Source organism: Streptomyces sp. H27-H1, assembly GCF_026627445.1.
Classification (GTDB): Bacteria; Actinomycetota; Actinomycetes; order Streptomycetales; family Streptomycetaceae; genus Streptomyces.
The window spans coordinates 80,086-97,516 of the sequence record NZ_JAPNLJ010000033.1; the positions used below are offsets into that span (position 1 = coordinate 80,086).

Annotated in this window: 22 protein-coding genes and 4 pseudogenes; 10 read left to right on the plus strand and 16 right to left on the minus strand. The window is 69.6% G+C overall.

Annotated features, from left to right (window positions below; all coding sequences use genetic code 11):
* The first annotated feature begins 31 nt into the window (after positions 1 to 31).
* The gene (locus OTB20_RS29365; RefSeq protein ID WP_267822054.1) at positions 32 to 397 is read left to right on the plus strand and encodes a rhodanese-like domain-containing protein; all 366 of its coding nucleotides are present in this window, start codon (positions 32 to 34) and stop codon (positions 395 to 397) included.
* Positions 394 to 1,137, plus strand: a complete 744-nt coding sequence (locus OTB20_RS29370; RefSeq protein WP_267822056.1) for a sulfite exporter TauE/SafE family protein — start codon at positions 394 to 396, stop codon at positions 1,135 to 1,137. The genes OTB20_RS29365 and OTB20_RS29370 overlap by 4 nt, the downstream gene beginning before the upstream one ends.
* Before the next feature lie 21 nt (positions 1,138 to 1,158).
* Here OTB20_RS29370 and OTB20_RS29375 read toward each other — a convergent pair whose 3' ends face one another.
* A complete protein-coding gene (locus OTB20_RS29375; protein WP_124276065.1) occupies positions 1,159 to 1,437 on the minus strand; it encodes a metal-sensitive transcriptional regulator in 279 nt (92 codons plus the stop codon).
* A gap of 87 nt (positions 1,438 to 1,524) precedes the next feature.
* Here OTB20_RS29375 and OTB20_RS29380 point away from each other — a divergent pair, with 87 nt between their 5' ends.
* Positions 1,525 to 2,091 carry a rhodanese-like domain-containing protein gene (locus OTB20_RS29380; RefSeq protein WP_267822060.1) on the plus strand — a complete coding sequence of 189 codons (567 nt, stop codon included), beginning with the start codon at positions 1,525 to 1,527 and terminating at the stop codon, positions 2,089 to 2,091.
* A 115-nt stretch (positions 2,092 to 2,206) separates the two neighbouring features.
* On the opposite strand, the gene OTB20_RS29385 is transcribed toward OTB20_RS29380, so the two are convergent.
* From OTB20_RS29385 to OTB20_RS29405, 5 genes and pseudogenes are all read right to left on the minus strand, one after another.
* The gene (locus OTB20_RS29385; RefSeq protein ID WP_267822061.1) at positions 2,207 to 2,332 is read right to left on the minus strand and encodes a hypothetical protein; all 126 of its coding nucleotides are present in this window, start codon (positions 2,330 to 2,332) and stop codon (positions 2,207 to 2,209) included.
* Positions 2,315 to 2,413, minus strand: a pseudogene (locus tag OTB20_RS29390) (cation diffusion facilitator family transporter); the annotation flags it as partial. The pseudogene OTB20_RS29390 and the gene OTB20_RS29385, both read right to left, overlap by 18 nt.
* Before the next feature lie 254 nt (positions 2,414 to 2,667).
* A pseudogene (locus tag OTB20_RS29395) lies at positions 2,668 to 3,047 on the minus strand (ArsI/CadI family heavy metal resistance metalloenzyme); the annotation flags it as partial.
* 62 nt (positions 3,048 to 3,109) lie between these two features.
* Positions 3,110 to 4,042: a M56 family metallopeptidase gene (locus OTB20_RS29400; protein WP_267822063.1), complete on the minus strand. Its 933-nt coding sequence runs from the start codon at positions 4,040 to 4,042 to the stop codon at positions 3,110 to 3,112.
* Positions 4,039 to 4,413 (minus strand): BlaI/MecI/CopY family transcriptional regulator, encoded by a 375-nt coding sequence (locus OTB20_RS29405; protein ID WP_267822065.1) that lies wholly within the window; start codon positions 4,411 to 4,413, stop codon positions 4,039 to 4,041. Before OTB20_RS29405 ends, OTB20_RS29400 begins: the two co-directional genes overlap by 4 nt.
* 115 nt (positions 4,414 to 4,528) lie before the next feature.
* Between OTB20_RS29405 and OTB20_RS29410 the strand changes: the two genes are divergently transcribed.
* The 4 genes and pseudogenes from OTB20_RS29410 to OTB20_RS29425 form a co-directional block, all read left to right on the plus strand.
* Positions 4,529 to 5,197, plus strand: coding sequence for a DedA family protein (locus OTB20_RS29410; RefSeq protein ID WP_267822066.1), 669 nt, complete (start codon positions 4,529 to 4,531; stop codon positions 5,195 to 5,197).
* Positions 5,197 to 5,802, plus strand: a complete 606-nt coding sequence (locus OTB20_RS29415) for a phosphatase PAP2 family protein (RefSeq protein ID WP_267822089.1) — start codon at positions 5,197 to 5,199, stop codon at positions 5,800 to 5,802. The genes OTB20_RS29410 and OTB20_RS29415 overlap by 1 nt, the downstream gene beginning before the upstream one ends.
* Complete coding sequence (locus OTB20_RS29420) at positions 5,799 to 6,464, plus strand: phosphatase PAP2 family protein (RefSeq protein WP_267822067.1); 666 nt, start codon at positions 5,799 to 5,801, stop codon at positions 6,462 to 6,464. Before OTB20_RS29415 ends, OTB20_RS29420 begins: the two co-directional genes overlap by 4 nt.
* Positions 6,464 to 6,831, plus strand: a pseudogene (locus OTB20_RS29425) (response regulator transcription factor); the annotation flags it as partial. The gene OTB20_RS29420 and the pseudogene OTB20_RS29425, both read left to right, overlap by 1 nt.
* Positions 6,832 to 7,027: 196 nt before the next feature.
* Here the strand turns inward: OTB20_RS29425 and OTB20_RS29430 are convergent.
* Positions 7,028 to 7,315: an ATP-binding protein gene (locus OTB20_RS29430; protein ID WP_267822068.1), complete on the minus strand. Its 288-nt coding sequence runs from the start codon at positions 7,313 to 7,315 to the stop codon at positions 7,028 to 7,030.
* Here OTB20_RS29430 and OTB20_RS29435 point away from each other — a divergent pair.
* A pseudogene (locus OTB20_RS29435) lies at positions 7,302 to 7,478 on the plus strand (phosphotyrosine protein phosphatase); the annotation flags it as partial. The gene OTB20_RS29430 and the pseudogene OTB20_RS29435 sit on opposite strands and share 14 nt — an antisense overlap.
* Positions 7,475 to 7,990, plus strand: coding sequence for a GNAT family N-acetyltransferase (locus tag OTB20_RS29440; protein ID WP_267822069.1), 516 nt, complete (start codon positions 7,475 to 7,477; stop codon positions 7,988 to 7,990). The pseudogene OTB20_RS29435 and the gene OTB20_RS29440, both read left to right, overlap by 4 nt.
* A gap of 286 nt (positions 7,991 to 8,276) precedes the next feature.
* Here OTB20_RS29440 and OTB20_RS29445 read toward each other — a convergent pair whose 3' ends face one another.
* From OTB20_RS29445 to OTB20_RS29470, 6 genes are all read right to left on the minus strand, one after another.
* Complete coding sequence (locus OTB20_RS29445; RefSeq protein ID WP_267822070.1) at positions 8,277 to 8,774, minus strand: hypothetical protein; 498 nt, start codon at positions 8,772 to 8,774, stop codon at positions 8,277 to 8,279.
* Between the two features lies 1 nt (position 8,775).
* The gene (locus OTB20_RS29450) at positions 8,776 to 10,572 is read right to left on the minus strand and encodes a site-specific integrase (RefSeq protein WP_267822071.1); all 1,797 of its coding nucleotides are present in this window, start codon (positions 10,570 to 10,572) and stop codon (positions 8,776 to 8,778) included.
* A complete protein-coding gene (locus tag OTB20_RS29455; protein ID WP_267822072.1) occupies positions 10,485 to 10,955 on the minus strand; it encodes a hypothetical protein in 471 nt (156 codons plus the stop codon). Before OTB20_RS29455 ends, OTB20_RS29450 begins: the two co-directional genes overlap by 88 nt.
* Positions 10,952 to 12,142: a hypothetical protein gene (locus OTB20_RS29460; protein WP_267822073.1), complete on the minus strand. Its 1,191-nt coding sequence runs from the start codon at positions 12,140 to 12,142 to the stop codon at positions 10,952 to 10,954. The genes OTB20_RS29455 and OTB20_RS29460 overlap by 4 nt, the downstream gene beginning before the upstream one ends.
* Before the next feature lie 429 nt (positions 12,143 to 12,571).
* The gene (locus OTB20_RS29465; protein WP_267822075.1) at positions 12,572 to 12,961 is read right to left on the minus strand and encodes a VOC family protein; all 390 of its coding nucleotides are present in this window, start codon (positions 12,959 to 12,961) and stop codon (positions 12,572 to 12,574) included.
* 177 nt (positions 12,962 to 13,138) lie between these two features.
* A complete protein-coding gene (locus OTB20_RS29470) occupies positions 13,139 to 13,519 on the minus strand; it encodes a VOC family protein (RefSeq protein WP_267725449.1) in 381 nt (126 codons plus the stop codon).
* Between the two features lie 263 nt (positions 13,520 to 13,782).
* Between OTB20_RS29470 and OTB20_RS29475 the strand changes: the two genes are divergently transcribed.
* Entirely contained in the window at positions 13,783 to 14,397 is a 615-nt protein-coding gene (locus OTB20_RS29475) for a TetR/AcrR family transcriptional regulator (protein WP_267822076.1), read from the plus strand.
* A 251-nt stretch (positions 14,398 to 14,648) separates the two neighbouring features.
* Here OTB20_RS29475 and OTB20_RS29480 read toward each other — a convergent pair whose 3' ends face one another.
* The 3 genes from OTB20_RS29480 to OTB20_RS29490 form a co-directional block, all read right to left on the minus strand.
* Positions 14,649 to 15,113, minus strand: coding sequence for a hypothetical protein (locus OTB20_RS29480; RefSeq protein WP_267822078.1), 465 nt, complete (start codon positions 15,111 to 15,113; stop codon positions 14,649 to 14,651).
* Complete coding sequence (locus OTB20_RS29485; RefSeq protein WP_267822091.1) at positions 15,113 to 16,498, minus strand: site-specific integrase; 1,386 nt, start codon at positions 16,496 to 16,498, stop codon at positions 15,113 to 15,115. Before OTB20_RS29485 ends, OTB20_RS29480 begins: the two co-directional genes overlap by 1 nt.
* A gap of 162 nt (positions 16,499 to 16,660) precedes the next feature.
* Positions 16,661 to 17,371 carry an MFS transporter gene (locus OTB20_RS29490; protein WP_267822079.1) on the minus strand — a complete coding sequence of 237 codons (711 nt, stop codon included), beginning with the start codon at positions 17,369 to 17,371 and terminating at the stop codon, positions 16,661 to 16,663.
* Positions 17,372 to 17,431: the final 60 nt, after the last annotated feature.

A 17,431-nucleotide genomic window follows, 5' to 3' on the forward strand; every position in this document is an offset into this window, starting at 1 on the left:
CACCCCCAGTACGAGAAAGGGGGAGAACATCATGTTCCTCTTCCGCCGCAACCAGTCCCGTCTCAGCGTGGACCAGGCCCGCAGCCGCACCGGCGGCCAGGCCCCGGACGCGATCCTGCTCGACGTCCGCGAAAGGCCGGAGTGGAACGCCGGCCACGCCCCCGGCGCCCTGCACGCCCCGCTGTCGAAGCTCGTCGCCGGCAGCGAACTGCCGCCCGGAGCGTCGGGCCGGCCGCTGGTGGTCATCTGCCGCAGCGGACACCGCTCCCAGCAGGCGGCCAAACTCCTCACCCAGCGCGGAGAACAGGCGGTGGACGTCAAGGGCGGCATGAACGCGTGGGCCGCCTCCGGATACCCGGTCAGCGACGAACGCGGGAACAGCGGCCAGATAGCGTGATGGCCCTCGTTCTCGCCCTCATCGCCGGGGCCGTCATCGGCCTCGCCCTCGGAGCCCTGGGAGGCGGCGGCAGCGTCCTGGCCGTGCCCGCCCTGATCTACCTGCTCGGCTTCACCCCGGCAGCGGCCACCACCGCCAGCCTGATCATCGTGGCCGCCACCTCCGCCACCGCCCTGTACGCCCACGCACGCGACGGCCACGTCGCCTGGAAGGCCGGAGCGCTCTTCGCAGCCGCGGGCATCATCCCCGCCTACCTCGCCGGAGCAGCCTCCGGGCACCTGCCCGAAGCGGTCCTGACCATCGCGTTCGCGGTGATCGCCGCGCTGGCGGCCCTGCGCATGCTCCGCCCCTCCACCTCCGAGCCGGCAGACCGGATACGGCCCGGCAAGGCGGCCGGGGCAGGCGCCGGACTCGGTGCGGTGACCGGATTCCTCGGCGTCGGAGGCGGATTCCTCGCCGTCCCGGCCCTGGTCAGCGTGCTCGGGCTGACGATGAAGAGGGCGGTGGGCACCAGCCTGCTCGTCATCACCGTCAACTCACTCGCAGCCCTGACCGCCCGCACCGGAACCGGCGGCGGCATCCAGTGGGAAGTCATCGGACCCTTTACCGGGGCCGCGATCCTCGGCGCCTGGGACGGCAAACGCCTCGCCGCCAAGATCTCCGGCCCCACTCTGCAGAGAGTCTTCGCCGGCGTGCTCCTGGCGGTGGCCGCGTTCATGCTCATCGACGTGATCGCATGAACACGGCGGCCACCACTCCCGTCAGGCCAGGGACAGGAACAGCTTCTCCAGCCGGGCCCGCATCTCATCGCGGTCACCGGCGGCCTGGCCGCCCTCGGCCATGCAGTGCTGCAGCCCGGTCGCGATGATCGCAAACCCGGCCCGGTCCAACGCCCGGGAGACCGCCGCGAGCTGCGTGATCACGTCCTCGCAGTCCCGGCCCTCCTCGATCATCTTGATGATCCCCGCGATCTGCCCCTGAGCCCGCCGCAGCCGGTTCAGCACCGATTTCAGCTCATCGGCCGCCATCTCAAGCTCCACTGTCCACCTCCACAGAAGAAATACCCCTAGGGGTATCATACCGGGTGCGGAGACCCGCCCCCGAGCTACGAAGGGACCACCCCGCACATGACCGCCCCCACCGCCCTCATCCCCGCCCAGGCCGCCGCCCGCCTGCACGAATACACCGTCATCGACGTGCGTACCCCCGGCGAATACGCAGCCGGCCACCTCCCCGGCGCCCACAACATCCCCCTCGACCACCTCCACGCCGCACTGCCCGCCCTCAAGGCCGCAGCCGCCCGCGGCGACCTCCTCATGGTCTGCGCCTCCGGCAACCGCTCCACCACCGCCTGCACCGAACTCGCCGCAGCTGACATCCCCGCCACCACCCTCACCGGCGGCACCACCGCATGGGCCAGCGAGGGCCACACCCTCCACCGCCCCGAGAACGGCCGGGCCGTCTGGCCCATGGAACGCCAGGTCCGCCTCGCCGCAGGATCCCTCGTCGTCCTCGGCCTCGCCGCCGGCATCCGCTGGCGCCCCGCCCGCTGGCTGTCCGCCGCCATCGGTACCGGCCTGGTCTTCTCCGCCGCCACCAACACCTGCGGAATGGCCGTCGCCCTCGCCAAACTCCCCCACAACCAGCCCCGCAGCACCGATCTCGACGCCACCCTCCAAGCTCTGCAGGGCTGATACGACCACCAACAACGAAGACCGGGACAACCACTGTCGAAGCCCAGCCAGCGGCAACGCACTCCCGACCCTGGTCAGCGGCGCGACCAGGAGGGCGCGAAATGGGACGGGACAGTCAGAGGTCCGTACGCCGGTCGTCCAACTCGGCGTGCGCTCGGTCCTGCTCGTCGACGTCGCCCTGGGTGTCGCCGCCGGACGGCCCGAAGGGGCCGCTCTGCCCGGCGGGGTCGACCGAGTCCATCAGACGCCGGTAGACCTCGCGGGCGGCGTCCTTGAGGACCAGCAGGATCGCGACGGTGACGAGCAGGCCAGTGACCGGGTCTACTTCGGCCCGTCACGGAACCCGATGACACGCCCGCCGTCTACGCCCTGCGCCTGGCTGCCGACGCGCGGCCGGCCCGTCCCGGCGCACCCTGCACCCGGCCTGACGAGCCCCGGGCCCGCGCGGATCAGCGCAGGATGTGCACGGCGCTTGTCTCCGCTGCCGCAGGCACAGCCCGCAGCCGCCGACGCGGATGCTGCGGCGCCGGCGGTCTCGTTCTGTCCGGAACAGCGGGAGTCGCCGTCCAGAGCGGGGTTTTTGCCCAGCTGGTCGGCGTCGGCCTTGACGACGTAGACCTCCCACGGCTCCTTGCCGGGGCTGTCGACCCACACGTTGTCCTGGAGGGCGTAGCAGCAGGGGGTGTCGTTCTCCTCGAAGGTGGCCAGTTCGGCTCCTTGAGGCGGGTGGTGGCGGTGACCTGGTCGGTGGAGTCGACTTCGACGCCGAGGTGGTCCAGGCGGGTCTCCTGCCCGGGTTCGCCCTCAATGGGGGCGAACGTGAGCGGCGGGGTGGTGATCGCGAAGTTCGTGTAGCCGAGGCGCCGGTTCGCGGGCTCGACGCCGAAGAGCTTGGAGTAGAGGGCGCCCGACGCTTCGAGGTCGGCGACGTTGAGTGCGAGCTGAGCACGGGACATGACCGTCTCCCCAAACGAGGTTCGCGGGTAAAGGGGAGGTAAGTTTCTGTGGTGATCTGCCGTCAGTTGTGCTCTGTCTCGCCCTGGGCGATCTCCACGCTGCTGTGGAGGCTCGCGAGCCCAACGGCGGTTGCGGCGGTGGTGGCGGCCGAGCAGGCGAGCAGCAGGCAGCCCGCCGCGACAGCCAGCCTGTGGTGGGTGGCGGCCGGCTGGAGCAGGGCCTTTACGCGCTGGGGTACGGGGCCGCCTGCGGCTCGCGCGGCGAAGGCGGGGCGGGCAGGCCTGCCGGTCGCCCCTGCGAGGGCTGCGCGGCCGATGGCCCGCGCTGTCAGCAGCCGGTCGCCGACCGCGGTCGCGGCGGCTTCGTCGGCGACCCGTTCGACGGCCAGGGCGATGGCGTCGCGCAGTTGCCGCATTGCGGGATGGCAGCGGGTGGCGAGGTCGGCGGTGGCGAGGAAGTAGTGGTGGCGGCCGGCCAGGTGGGCCCGTTCGTGGGCGAGCAGGGCCTCGCGCTCGGGTCCGTCCAGGGCGCGCAGCATGCCGGAGGTCACCACGATGCGCCCCGGGTTGCCGGGGAGGGCGTAGGCGTCGGCGTCGGGGCGGTCCAGGACGCTGAGGTCTCCCGCGGTGGGCGCGTTGCGCAGCTGCGAATGGGCGGTGCGGTACTGGCGGTACTGGCGCAGGGCTGAGCGGGTCACGGTGTACGCGCAGACCGCGAGGGCGCCGACGGCGAACGCGGTCACCGGATAGGCGACCACGGCAGGCGCGACGTCCAGGGGGCGGATCAGGTGGCCGAGGCGGGCCAGGGCGGACACGGTGAGTCCGCCGGCGAGCAGAAGGCCGCCGAGCGCCGCCAGCCAGGCGCCCGCCAGAACGCACGCGGTCGCGGTCAGCGCCCACAGCGCGGCCGTCGGCCGCAGGCGGGGGCCCGTCCACCGCACGAGCGTCGGGGCCGCGAACGGCATCAGCAGCGGCACGAGCAGCGCGGCGATCACCGTCCGCTACCGCCCTCCAGGAGGTCGCGCAGTATGCGCTCGTCCTCGGGGCCCAGGTCGCAGACGAACCGGGCCAGCACGGTCTGGCGGTCGCTGTCCTTGTCGAGCTCGTGGTGCATCCGCCGGGCGGTCAGGCCGTGCGCGTCCTGGACGGGGAAGTACGCGAATCCCCGGCCGGAACGTTCCCGGCCGACGGTCCCCTTCTCGAAGAGGCGGGACAGGATGGTCGTCACCGTCGTGCGGGCCAGCTCCACCGGCAGGCTGCGCTGCACCTGCCCTGCAGTCCGGGGCCCGCCCGCGGCCCACAGCGCCGCGAGCACACTCGCCTCCAGCTCACCCGCCGGCCTGCGCTCGGCAGCGCCCTCGGCCATTACTTTCTCCTCATTCTCTGATCGTCTACAGTTCAGTAGACCGTCTACGTGATTGTAGTCGACCGTTGTTCCATCCGGCTGCCCCTGCCCGCTTTCAGTGAGAGGCCACTCACTCATGGCCGTATCCGTCCTCGCCGCAGCCCCACTCGCGGTGAACCTCCTCGATGCCCAGTCGCTGCTGGCGACCTTCGGCGTCCTGGGCATCGCGGTGGTGATGTTCGCCGAGACGGGGCTGCTGGTCGGCTTCTTCCTGCCCGGCGACTCCCTGCTCTTCACTGCGGGCCTGCTGTGCGCGGGCACCGCGGACAAGGCTGCGACGCTGTCCCTGCCCTGGGTCCTTGCGGCCTCGGCGGCCGGTGCGCTGGCCGGCGCCCAGGTCGGATACCTCATCGGGCGCCGGGCGGGCGGAGCGGTCCTCGCCCGGAGCCGCTCCAAGCGCCTGCACGAGGGGGCCGAGCGTGCTCAGGAGCTGCTGGAGCGGTACGGGCACGCCAAGGCGATCGTGCTGGCCCGCTTCGTCCCCGTGGTGCGCACGGTCCTGAACCCGCTCGCCGGGGCTCTGAACATCCCGGCCCGCGTCTTCACCCTGTGGCAGGTGACCGGCGGCCTGGTCTGGACGGTCGGTCTGGTGATGGCCGGCTACGCGCTCGGCTCCTCCATCCCCAACGTCGACCGGTACCTGCTGCCGATCATCGCCCTCATCGTCATCGTGTCCCTGCTGCCGCTGGCAGCCGAACTGCTCCGCTCCCGGCGGGCCGCCAAGCTCAAGAATGAGGCCCCTTGATCAATCTCGCGTACGACGGCTCGGCCATCGACGGCCCCGCCTACCTCGAGGTCACCGACCTCGCCCACCTGGCCCCCACCTGGCTCGACAGCCTGATCGTCGGCTGGTCCACCTACGGGCTGGCCCTGTTCGCGGTGCTGATGCTCGCCGCCTGGTGGCCGGCCCGCCGCGCGGGCCTTCCGGCGGCGGTCACCGCGCTCGCTGTCCCGGTGATCACCGTCCTCGCTTACGGCGTGAACGACCTGGTCAAGCTGGCAGTCCGGGAGGACCGGCCGTGCCAGAGCCTGCACGTGATTACCCTGGAAGCGTGCCCCGCCCCGGGTGACTGGTCCTTCCCCAGCAACCACGCCGCCCTCGCCGCCGGCGCGGCCGTCGCGCTGCTGTTCGTCTCGCGCCGACTGGGCGCGGTCGCCCTGGTGGCGGCGGCCTTGATGGCCGCCTCCCGGGTCTGGGTGGGTGCGCACTACCCCCACGACGTTCTCGCCGGCTTCCTCGTCGGCGTCACTGTGGCCCTCCTCGCCGCCTGGACCGTGCGCCGCAACCAGGACGTCCTCGCCGAGCGGCTGGGACGCGGCCCGCTGCGCCCCCTCCTGGCCGCGCCGTGACCCGCCGCAGGGCCGCCCGCCGGTTCGGCTGGGCGGCCCTGGCCGCCGCGGCTGCCTTCGCCCTGCTCACCGCCTGGGTGTTCCAGGCACCGGACGGGCTGCTGCCCGCCGACGCGGCCCTGCACAACTGGTCTCTGCAACACCGGCCCGCCCTCGCCCTGGCGGTGGCACGCGCCATTACCGCCACCGGCACCGGAGCCGTCCCCTACGTCCTGGTCGTCCTGGCGGGGCTGGCCGTGGGCCGGGCCCGGCCCCAGCGTGTCGCCGCCGCCGCCGGGTTCGCCCTCTGTCTCGGCGCCGGACAGGCCCTGCGGTACGCCGCGATGTCCCTGATCGCCCGGCCGCGCCCGCTGGCAGGGGACTGGGCGACGCACGCCTCACGCTGGTCCTTTCCCTCCGGCCACGCCACCACCGCCGCTGTGACCGCCGGACTCCTGATCGCGGCCCTGCTGCTGCGGGGCTCCCGGGTCCCTCTGCTGCCGCTCGTGGTGATCGGATTGTGGGCCGCGTCGGTGGGCCTGACCCGCGTCTACCTCGGCGTGCACTGGTTCTCCGATGTGGTCGGCGGCTGGCTGTTTGCCGCCGCCTGGCTGGCCCTGACCGGCTCCGTCTGCCTGTGGCGTACCCGGGCCGTCGAGGCCGGGGACGGAAGCACCCCTTGATGCGGCAGCGCATCCTCCTCGTCGAGGACGGCCACGCCCTGCGCGACGTGCTCCTGCACGGCCTGCTGGACGAGGGCTTCGAGGCGGCGCCCGGCCCAGGACGGTGCGAGCGCCATGCGGCTCGCCGTCGAGAGTTTCGACGTGGTCGTCCTGGACGTCGGGCTGCCGGACGCGGACGGCCGGGACGTATGCCAGGCGCTGCGGGCCAACGGATACCTAGCTCTCGTCGTGTTCCTCACGGCCCACCACCAGATCGCCGACCGGCTCACCGGGTTATCCGCAGGTCGCCGAGCTCGCCGCCCGCCTGCGGGCGGCCCTCAGACGGGCGGACGTGCGGGGTCCGGCGGCGGGGGACCTGGTGCTCGACGGTGCGCTTGACCTGCACCGCTCCGGCGCAGGTGAGACGGTCGAGGTCGCGGCCATGGACGAGGGCCTGGCGGTCGGCGTGCCGGCCTCCGTGCTCGAACGTAGGTGAAGCCCGCTGCTGGACAACGCCCTGCGCTACGCCCGGGGGAGCGCCGTCATCGACGTGACTGACGACGGTCCGTGCGTCCCCCCGGCCTTCACGGGAGCAGCAGCGTGAACCGGGTGGGCCCGGTCCCGCTGAGGGCGAGCCGGGCTCCGGCGGCCTCGGCCAGCTCCCGCGCCAGGGCGAGCCCGATGCCCGAGCCGGGGCCGGTGGTCGCACCGCGTGCGAAGACAGCCTTCGGGTCCAGGACGGGCGTCCCCTCGTCTGCGACATCGAGGGCGAGCGCGGACCCGAGGTCGCGCAGGCTCACCGTGACGGTTCCGCTGCCGTGCCGACGGGCGTTGTCGAGCAGGATGTCGAGGATCTGGTTGGTGATCACCATGGGCTGCGGCGACACCTGCCCCGTCTACCCCGGCAAGACCTACCTCGACTGGAAACTCGACGACCCCGCCGGGCACGGCGTCGAGACGGCCCGCCCGATCCGGGACGAGATCGAACGGCGCATCCGCGGCCTGCTCGCCGAACTCGGCATCGAGACGGCATGACCACCGCCGCGCCGGCGACAAGCGGGCGCATCACGGCGATGCGGCCCGAGCACGCCGAACAGGTCTTGGCGATCTATCAGCTCGGCATCGACGAGAGCAACGCCACCTTCGAGACCACCGCTCCGAACTGGAAGGAGTTCGACGCGGCCAAGCTGCCCGAGCACCGCCTGGTCGCCCTCAACGAGCAGGCACGCGTCCTGGGCTGGGCCGCCGTGGTCCCGGTCTCCGACCGCTGCGTGTACGCCGGAGTGGTCGAGCACTCCGTCTACGTCGGTCCCCAAGCCCGCGGACGCGGCGTGGGACTCACCCTGCTGACCGCGTTGCTGGTCTCTACGGAAGCCGCCGGAATCTGGACGGTGCAGTCCGGGATCTTCCCGGAGAACACAGCCAGCCTCGCTCTGCACCAGAAGGCCGGGTTCCGCGTCATCGGCACCCGCGAACGCATCGGCCTCCACCACGGCCAGTGGCGCGGCGTCGTCCTCGTCGAACGCCGCAGCCCGACCATCAGCTGAGCACCACCACCGTCACGCCCGTTCAGCCGCCAGGAACTGCCTCCTGCGCTGCTGGAGCCAGGACAGGCCCCAGCAGCTCGTCGTCACCGCCTACCCCGCAACCACCCCCGACGACCGGCTCACCACCGGTGTCCGCGTCACGCGGACCGAATCTCGCCTCACCATCGGCTGGTGACGAGCCGGGACTGCGCGTCCTCGTCGAGACGAGCAGGTCCCCAGAACAACACCAGGGGGCGGCTGCCCGGCATCCGTGATCCCGGCAGCCGCCCCCTACAGACAACCGTGCTCAGCTGCACGATCCGTACGGCGCACGCGCTCCGGAACTGCTCGGCAGAGCACGAACATTCGACGGCCCGGCCAAGACATCGCGAAGCCGCTCGATCTCCATCCTCTGGGCAGCGATCTGCGACAGAGCCCGCTCCTGGAAGTCAGTGAGCCCACCGATCTGCGCGTCACGCTCGGCGAGGCGTTCCTTCAGTCCGAACACCTGTTCCTTGAGACGCTCGACCTGTGCAGCCCGCGGGTCCGGAATCACGCCCGTTTCCCGAAGCCCGGCCAACCGCCGCTCGAACTCCTCTGCCAAGTGCTGGTAGGGGCCAGGCCGTGGCGAGCCGTCACGGTTCTTCTTGGGGTAGAAACCGGTGCGGGCGACCCCGGCCTGGGTCGCGAGGGCCTTCACGTCGCACTTGCCGCCTGCGGGAACGTCACCGGCAAGCAGCCGTTCCATGACCTGCCGAATGGCCATCTCGTTGTTCCGCCGGGTCTCGTCACTGATGCGGGCCACGTCATGCCCCCGTTCCGCAGAGGGCGTCGATCTCGGCCAGCACCCGCTCATCGCGGGCGAGTTCCGTACTCAGCCGGGCCTTCTCCGTCCGCTGTGCGCGTCCGATGGTGGCGATGAAGACCTTCTTGCTGTCGGCACTGGCCGCCCATACCGGGCGGTGCCCGGCATGGTGGGTGGCCTGGGGGCACCGCGCTGAATCGCATATGCCGATCAAGGGCTCTGTCGCCCCGTGGGCGCGGGCCCCGGCGAGCTTGAGGCACAGCGCCTTGGACGGATCGAGGAACCAGCAGTAGTTCGCCGGCCCCAGGTGCAGGGACCTGGCCCGCTTGGCGAGCAGGTTCGTCACCTCCTGGTCGCTGCGTTTGATGTTCGGCGCCCCAGAGAAGTCCAGCTGCTCGTCGACGAACGCGAAGAAGTCCAGGAGGTCGCTGGCGCCAGGCCCCGCAGGCCGGATACCGTTCTGGTAGTCGTGGAATGCGTCGAGGGCGACACGCATCTTGTGCTCCCGCTCCTCTTGGCCGAACTCGGCCATCAGCACCGACTGGGCCCCACCGGGGCGGTCCGCATAACCCTCGGTGGTAACCACGGAAATATGCTTGAGATGGATCTTGGCGGCCAGCAGACCACCGGGCCGGTGCGCCATTTCCACCGCGAGGGTTCTGCGGAGCATCCGTAGGCTGACCGGCACCTCGGGGATCGGCGCCAGCCCAAGACGGCGGCCTTCCGGCCCATTGACCCAGGTCAGGAACCATTCATACGGGGTGAAGAAGGAGAGCGACTTGAACAAGTGACCGGTGTTCTTCACCGGGTCGGCGAGCGAGGCGGCTACGCCGGCGGTGTCGTACGCCTGCTTGATGGTCACCCACTGGTCGTGATCGCCGCCCAGCTTCCGGCCTTTGATGATCTTAGCTTTCAGGCGGTAGCGGATGCGGCCTTCGCCGAGCTGTTCGGGAGGCTGGCGGCAGTCGTGGGTCAGCTCAGCCAGTTCGCTCCTGCGCATTCCGGTCAGCGCGGCGAGCACGATGAGGCAGGCTGTGCGGGCGCGGGAGAGCTGCAGTCGGGCCTCGGTGGTGTTTATCGGCAGGGTCCAGGGGACACTGCCGCGTCCGTCCGCGCGTTCGACCAGGGCGGCCGTTCGACCCCAGCGTTTGGACAGGCCGACTTCCCTGACGGCCTTCTCCAGCTGGCCGCGCAGGGTGGGCAGCCACGTGTAGTGGAAGGCGTGCCGTCCTGTCTCGTGGGCGAGGGAGATCAGGTTCACCCTCAGCAGCGGATCGTCCGGAGACCAGCCGTCCGCCAGTCGCTCGGCTACGACGTGATCGAGGGCGACATCGAACGGATCGGCCTCCTGTACGTGGCGGTCGATGGCCTGTGCGACCTCGACCTTCCAGGACGGCCGCCCGCTGTTGTTGCGGCCTGGGCGGTTCGGCACCATCTCCTGCAGCTGTTGCTGGAGCTCCATGGCGTGAGGTGCCAACACCTCCACCACGTACAGGGCCGCCGCGACCAGCGGCTGGAAGACGTCGTTGCTCAGCGGCGGTGTCGTGTTGCCCGTCCGACGGACCAACCCGGCGACGGAGTACGCCGTGCGTCGCCCCCACGGACGAAAGCCCGGCACGTAGCCGCCGGTGGAGAACAGTTCGGTGTAGTAGCCGATCTCCTGGATGACCGCCACGACGTCCATGCGGTAGCCGGGGCTGCTGTCACGGATCACGACGCCGTGCTTGTCCCGTACCTTCTTGCGAAGTTCCAGGTAGGCGGCGCAGTGCTGCTGGGTGACCTCCCCGAGATCATCCACCCCTGGTCGGTGAGCCAGTTCAGCCAGCCGGCCAGCACGGTCAACCGCCCGTGCACCGTGGCTACCTGCACGGGCGTTCGGTAGGCGTGGGCAAGCTCCCGCACAGCGTGATGGTCCGGTGCGAGCCGGGCGAGGATGAACTCCTTCGCGAGTTCCCTCCACTGGGCATTGAGAATCTCGGTAAAGGACAAGATCCGCGCGTGCCGCGCGAGGTAGCGCGGCAGCCCGATGACACCGGTGAAGTCCCAGATTGCGTCATTGAAGTGAGGATGCGGGCCCGCGCCGTGAACCGGTAGACCGGCCACAGCGCACACGTCTTCACCTCGGAAGACGGATCGCGAAAAGGTGGCCGCGAGGCCCGTGGGCCGGTGCAGGGTGGTCATACGGTGTGCTCCTCAGGTCGCAGGGGAAGCTCGACATCGCAGTCGGTGACCTCGGCAGCGGCTGCCCGTAGCGCGTGCTCGGAGAAGTACCGGTCGGGGGTCAGGATCTCGTCGAGACGATGGGCGTATGGGCCGAAGACGGGGATGAACTCGGCGGTGGTCATCTGCTGCCACTGGCGGGAGAAGAACGCCCGCAGCCGCAGCAGGTTCGGCAGATGACGGGGGGCGAACAAGGCCAGCGGGCAAAGCAGGCACACCCACGGGCGCGCCGGACAGGGCTTCCCCTTCGGCCCGTGGAGACCAGACAGCTGGTCCCCACATGCGGCGGTGAAGACGTCGCGTTCCCCGGACAGGAGCTGTGCCAAGGCGTCGTCGTCCAGGCCGAGCCGCTTCATGTGCTCGGGATAGTTCTCCACCAGGTCGGCCATCTCCGCGGTGGCCAGCACCAAGGGCGGCATCGCCCGGCGCACGAGATCCTCCTGGGCCTGGGCGATGATGTCTTCCGCTGCCTCACGCTGAGCCGGCGTCGTGTTCGTCAGGTAGTGGTCCCCCTCAACGCCGGGGGACCGGTTCGGATCGAGCGTGGTCCGGCGGCTGCCACGCCAGTGCGACCGGTCCTTCAGCGCGTCGTGGGTAGTACGGATGCGGTGTCGGTGAAGGGCCAGGGGGAGGCCGTTGTCACCGCTCATCTGCGTGGGGTGCCCCTCCTCGTCGACTGCTTGGCGCCGCTTCACCCACCCACATAGGGACAGGTGCGTCGGCGGCTTGGCCAGCCAGCGCTCTCCGGCCCGTGTGCCGCCAGGCGTGAAACGCACCCAGAGCTCCTGGCGCAACTCCTCGGGCGCGAAGCGTCGAGCCACTGCGGAGTGGTCGAGCCACTGCTCGAGTAGGCGAGTGGCCTGACGTGACAGAGCAAGGCTCTCCGCAGCTGTGCGGCCTTTGACGTAGCTGAGGAGGATCTTCTCGTCACCCGCCCACTCGATGTCATCGAGCCCCAGGTCCGCGATCCCGTCCGGGACCACCCCGGTGTAGGCGCCGAAGAGCAGCTGATAGGCGATCATCACGTCCAGGGTCGGGATCAACGGATCCAGCACCGCGAGAAGACCGACTCCGTATCTCCGCCGGAAGGGGAACGCGCCGCGCTCTGCCATCTCGCTGACCAGCGGGGCGGGCCCGTTGTTCATCACCAGCCAGTGATGGACAGTGTGCTCACGGAGTGAAGCCCCAGGCCCGTCAGCTGACGAGGCCAGCTCCCGGGCCGCGCAGAACGCGTGGAAGGCGCCATCGACCTCGTTCCGGCAGGTATCGATAAGCCGGGCCCATTCGGCCTCGCTGTACGTGGCTCTATAGGTGAGTGTCGGTACCAGTGGAAGGTGGGTTCTGACTCCGCGGCTAGGGCAGCGATCTCGTATAGGCGAGTTTTGACTCCACTGGGGGGGCTTCCCTCCGGCAGTCCCAGGTGGTGCCAGTGCCCGTTTCGAAGGTCGAGTTGCACGCGGCGACGCGCGCGAGGGCATGTCGGGCTGTGCGCTCTCGGGGAGAGACGGCTCGACCGGCGCAGGACCGGGCTGCTGTTGCCGGTCCTGGCGGAGCGCGAGGAGCAGCGTGGCCATCGCCTATGTGCTGGTGTTGATGCAGAACGGCTGGCCTGAGGGGTCGAGCAGGACGGTCCAGTGCTCGCCGCCTGGCTGGTGGGTCGGCTTGGTGGCCCCGAGTGCGAGCAGCTGCTTCTCAGCGGTCGGGACGTCGTCGAAAGAGATGTCCAGGTGGAAGGGCAGTTCCTCTTCCGGCCAGCGGGGGGCCGCGAAGGACTCGGCGGTGTAGAAGACGTACATCGACTCTTGGAGGGAGAGGGCGAAGGCGGCTTCGTTGCCTTCCTCGTCCGGGTACGCCTCGGCGATCTCAGTGCCCAGGGCGGCGGCGTAGAACTCGGCGAGCCGGCGTCCGTCCCGGCCCCAGATCGCGTGGCAGGAGATCTTCCCCGCCAGGGTGCTGCTGTCGCTCATGACGTCTGTTCTCTTCCTGATGTGCTGCTGTGGCGTGCAGGGCCGCGGCGGGAGCGGGCCGTGGCTGCTGGTCTCCCCATGCCTCGCTGGGGCCGGTCCCACGCACGGCCTGCGAGGGAGGCCCGCTGGTGGGGGACCGGCCCCGGTGCGGGCGCTGGGTGCTGTCCTGTGGCTGGGTCAGGTGGCGTTGGCGCTCAGGGCGACGGCGTAGCCGTTGGGGTCGCGGAAGTACATCATCCGGTAGCCGCCGTCCTCGGCTTCCTTGAGGACCTCGACCTGGTCGCGGATCTTCGCGCAGGCGGCGTCGAAGTCGGGGGCGTCGAGGTAGAAGAAGGCGGAGGCGCCCGGCTTGTCCTGTGCCACCTGCGGGAGAAAGGCGTTGGCCTCGGTCTTTGGCTGGACCATGAAGGCCATGCGCTCGCCGTTGAAGACGAGGTGGACGCCGTCGCTGGAGATCGACTCGCGGCTGACGCCGAAGCCGAGCGACTCGTAGAAGTCCAGGGTCTCGGTGATGTCGTTGACGGCCAGGCAGGCGGTGAACGCGGGGTTGGTAGGCATGGTCATTCCTTGTGTCGACGCGGTGGCTCGAAGCCAGCAAAAAACTAGTACATCTGTACTGTACGGATTCTGCGATCTGTCGCAAATCGGACACGCGGCCGCAGGTTTGCATCACCGGATGGACCATCTTCTACGGCAATGCTCCGTACCGCCCCAGTGGTACAGACGTCCTAGACTGATCCGAACGACTGACCCTGAGGGAGCCCTGCCGTGACCGTCCCGCCTCACCACCACCGACCCGCCGGCCCGCCGAGGACAGCGCGATGACGGAGTCGGGCGGGCGAACGGCGCAGCCGCGCCGCAAACGCGACCCACAGCGCCGCATCGAAGAGATCGTCAACGCCACGGAACGGGTCATCACCCGGCGCGGCATCGAGGGACTCACCCACCGTGCCGTGGCCCAAGAGGCGGGCGTCCCGCTCGGGGCCACCACCTACCACTTCGCCACCCGCGAAGACCTCATCAAAGCCGCCCTGGAACGCTCCGTCGACCGCTTCGGCGCCTACCTCGACCAATGGGTCGCCCAGCGCCCCCATCTGAGCCCCGAGCAGTTCGCCGTCCTGCTCACCGATGCCCTCATGGGCAGTTTCACCACGGACAGCCGCGGCCAGAACGTCATGGAGTTCGAGCTCTACCTCGCCGCCCTGCGCCGCCCCGAACTCCGCTCCCTCGCCGACCGGCACACCGCAAACAACATCCGGGCCATCTCCCACTACACCGACCCCGTCACCGCCGCAGCCGTCGCAGCCGCCGCCCAGGGCATCACCCTGCACGGCCTCGCCAACTCCCAGCCCCCCACCCGCGACGAAGTCGAAGCCGTACTACGCCGCATCCTCACCCCCAACCCCGCACTACCCCCGCCCCCTCCCCAAGGATGAAGCGAGAAAGCAGCACAGCTGCGCCCGGTGACGCGGGTCGGAGTGCCGCACGGCGGTCCAGGCGGAATGCGCGCCAGAAGGTGCTGTCGAGGGAACGACACCAACCCTCATTCGTCGCCCGTAGGGCCCCGTCCCCGGCTACTACCCCGGAGATCATCAGCCGCCTGGCTCCCTACGTGGAGTCAGATCTCATCTTCATGGCCACGTCTGGGACGCACCGAGTGGAGTCAGAAGCCACCTTCCGACTGGAGTCACTTGTCGTCTATAGAGCCACTGTACGGCTGGTGCGAGCCGTACCGCTCGCCCGTGTTGAACAGCCGACCATCGACGAACGTGCGCACATCCGGCGCCAGAATCTGCCCCTGGTCATCCGCGCAGCGCAACATCGCCCGCAGCGCGCTCTCCTGCGCGGATCGCACCCCTTGCCGCCAGTACCGGGCCAGGAGTGCGCGAGTCAGGTCGGAGGCCCCGCCGGAGAACCCGAACTCCACCAACCAGTCGGTGAAGCCGCGGACGGCCGTGAGGTAGAGGTCGAAGCCTCCAGCGCTGTCGACCTGCCCATGCGGATGGACCAGATCTGTAGCACCCTCGAGCAGAGTGCGCGCCAGCCCTGGGAGCACCACTGGCCGCCGCACACGTAGACGACGGCGGTACTCCGACCCGTCGCTGAAGAGGCAGTGCACACCCAGCGGGTCAAGCGTGACGGTGGCCGGCATCAGACCACCGCCGGTTCGTCGTCGAACTCAGTCTCGAGCTCCAGCTCGACGTCCTCGTCCAGCAACCCGTATTCCTTGCCGACCTGCCGATACAGGGAGGTGAACAGGCGAAGTACGTCCAGACGGTGAAGGTACGATTCCGTGGTCAATGAACTGGTATGTCCGAGCAGATCGCGCAGAATCAGCAGCGGCTCCTGGGTCCGCAGGTAGTGCGCCAGGGCGGCATCGTCATCGGTGTCACGGACCTGGCGAGCAGCCTGCTCGTACCAGCCGCGCATCAGCCGCGCCATGGTCGCCATGGCCATGGTGTGACGCAGCCGGTGCGGATTGACGTGCGGGAATCGCGGCTCGTATCGCTCGCGGATGCGGTCAGCGGTCCTGGCGAAGACGGTGGACCATCCGGTGAACGGGCGTCCCTGGCCCCACGCCGACAGCAGCATCGAACCACCCTCTGGGGCAACCAGACGCCGCCGCTCGTCAGGGCCGAGCGAACTCCACTGCACACGGACCCCGTTGACGCGTCCGCCCCTCTGATCCGGGTCCGTCACGAACAGCGGCTCTCCCCAGCGGGCCGGCGGCCGCCACGACGATCCGAACGTCGCGGCTGCTCGGTCGAGAGCGATGTAGGAGTGCAGCTCAGCCAGTGAGTCGTAGTCGATCCACGACTCACGGTACTTGCTTCCCTTGGTGACACCGGATGGGACCGGGAGCGACACCGGCACCGCAGTCCTCCGCGAGGGGAGCAGGGGCACCTCGCAGACCAGCAGGTATGTGTATTCCTGGCTCCGTAGCCCGCTCGAGACGATCATGCGGCCGATCGCTGAGTTCCGGGCCAGCTCCCGCCCCCGGTACCGCAGATCCCGCTCTCCGTCAGGATCCAACCCCGCCAGCGCCTTGAGGAAGATGACGGTGAAGTCGTCGTCGAGATACTTGATCGTCACATGCGGCTTCGCCTGGCGCCGCCGCGATTGGTTGACCTGCCCGCGACGGACTTGCCCCTTGAAAGCCCAGACCGCCTGCCGGTACGTGAACGGCTCGGCGTCTGCATACCCCTCGTCTTTCGCCCATTTGTAGAACCCCGCCAGGATTCCCATGCTCTGGTTCCACGTAGACGCCTCGAAGCGGTGCTTGATAGGGCCCCGGGCTCGATAGACGGAGTACGCGCTCAGGACTGCCTTCAGTCGACGCCGCGTGTCGAACAGGGCGACCCCGTGCGTGGATATGAACTCCAGCCACTCACGAACCGTCCGCACGTAGTAGGGCCACGACTTCGGCGCGGGGCATCCATTCGCAGGCAGCTCGCAGGCCCAGCAGTTGATCACGGTGGTGGGACGGATGCCGCTGCTGTCTTCGAAGAGGAGGTCGTCGTCGAACAGCAAAGGCATCCCTTCCGGGATCGCCGGTCTGAACGCAAGTCCCCAGGATTCCCAACCTGCTGATGAGTACGTCGATTGGTGCATGACCGATGGGTATCAATGCAACCCGGCCGAGTGCAACAAGCAAACAACCAGGTCAGACGGGCCATCAGGCAGAAAGCAACACGGTCGTTAAGCGGGAACAAGCAGGTAGAGCGCCCACAGGGTGTTCAGGAGCGCCAGGGCAAAGGAGGTCGTCGCGTTGACCGCGGTGAGCACGGCAAGCCGGTGATCGCCGGCCACGTACCGCAGCCCCTCGCCGATCTCGCGCCGCAGACGCGGCGAGGCCTCCGGCGCGCGGCGGGGCTCGCGGACCTGGATCCGAGCGGTGCACCAGATGCTGACGAGGTAGGACAGGACGTCACCCAGAAGGGCGCGGGCCGGGCCGAGCAGCGCGGTCAGGGCCGCGCCCAGGTTGCTTCCGCCGGTGGCTGCGACGGCGAACAGGAATCCCACCCGGGAGTTACTGCGCTGGATCAGGGATCTGTCGACCAGACTCGGCAGCAGGCTGATGGCCGCGGCGTCGTGGAGCACACCGGCGGCGCACTGGACGGCGGCGACGATCATCAGGTGCGTCAGGGTCAAGGCGTTCAGGGCGGCGGCCGCCGGCAGGGTCGCCAGCGCGGTGGCGCTGGCCAGGTCCCCGACGACCATGAGTGGTCGCTTCGGATACCGGTCGGCCAAGGCGCCTGCGTGCAGGGCGAGCAGTGCGGGAGGAAGCTGTCCGATGAGTGCCAGCAGGGCGACTTGCCCGGTGGTCGCGTCCAGGACGAGAACGGCTAGGTCCTGTCTGGAGATCGGATTATGAATGTGGTGCGATGCTGCGGAGCCAGAGCATCGCACCGCACAGATGCAGGCCGGCCTCGTAGCTTTCTGGCGTCTTGTCAAAGCGGAACGCGATGC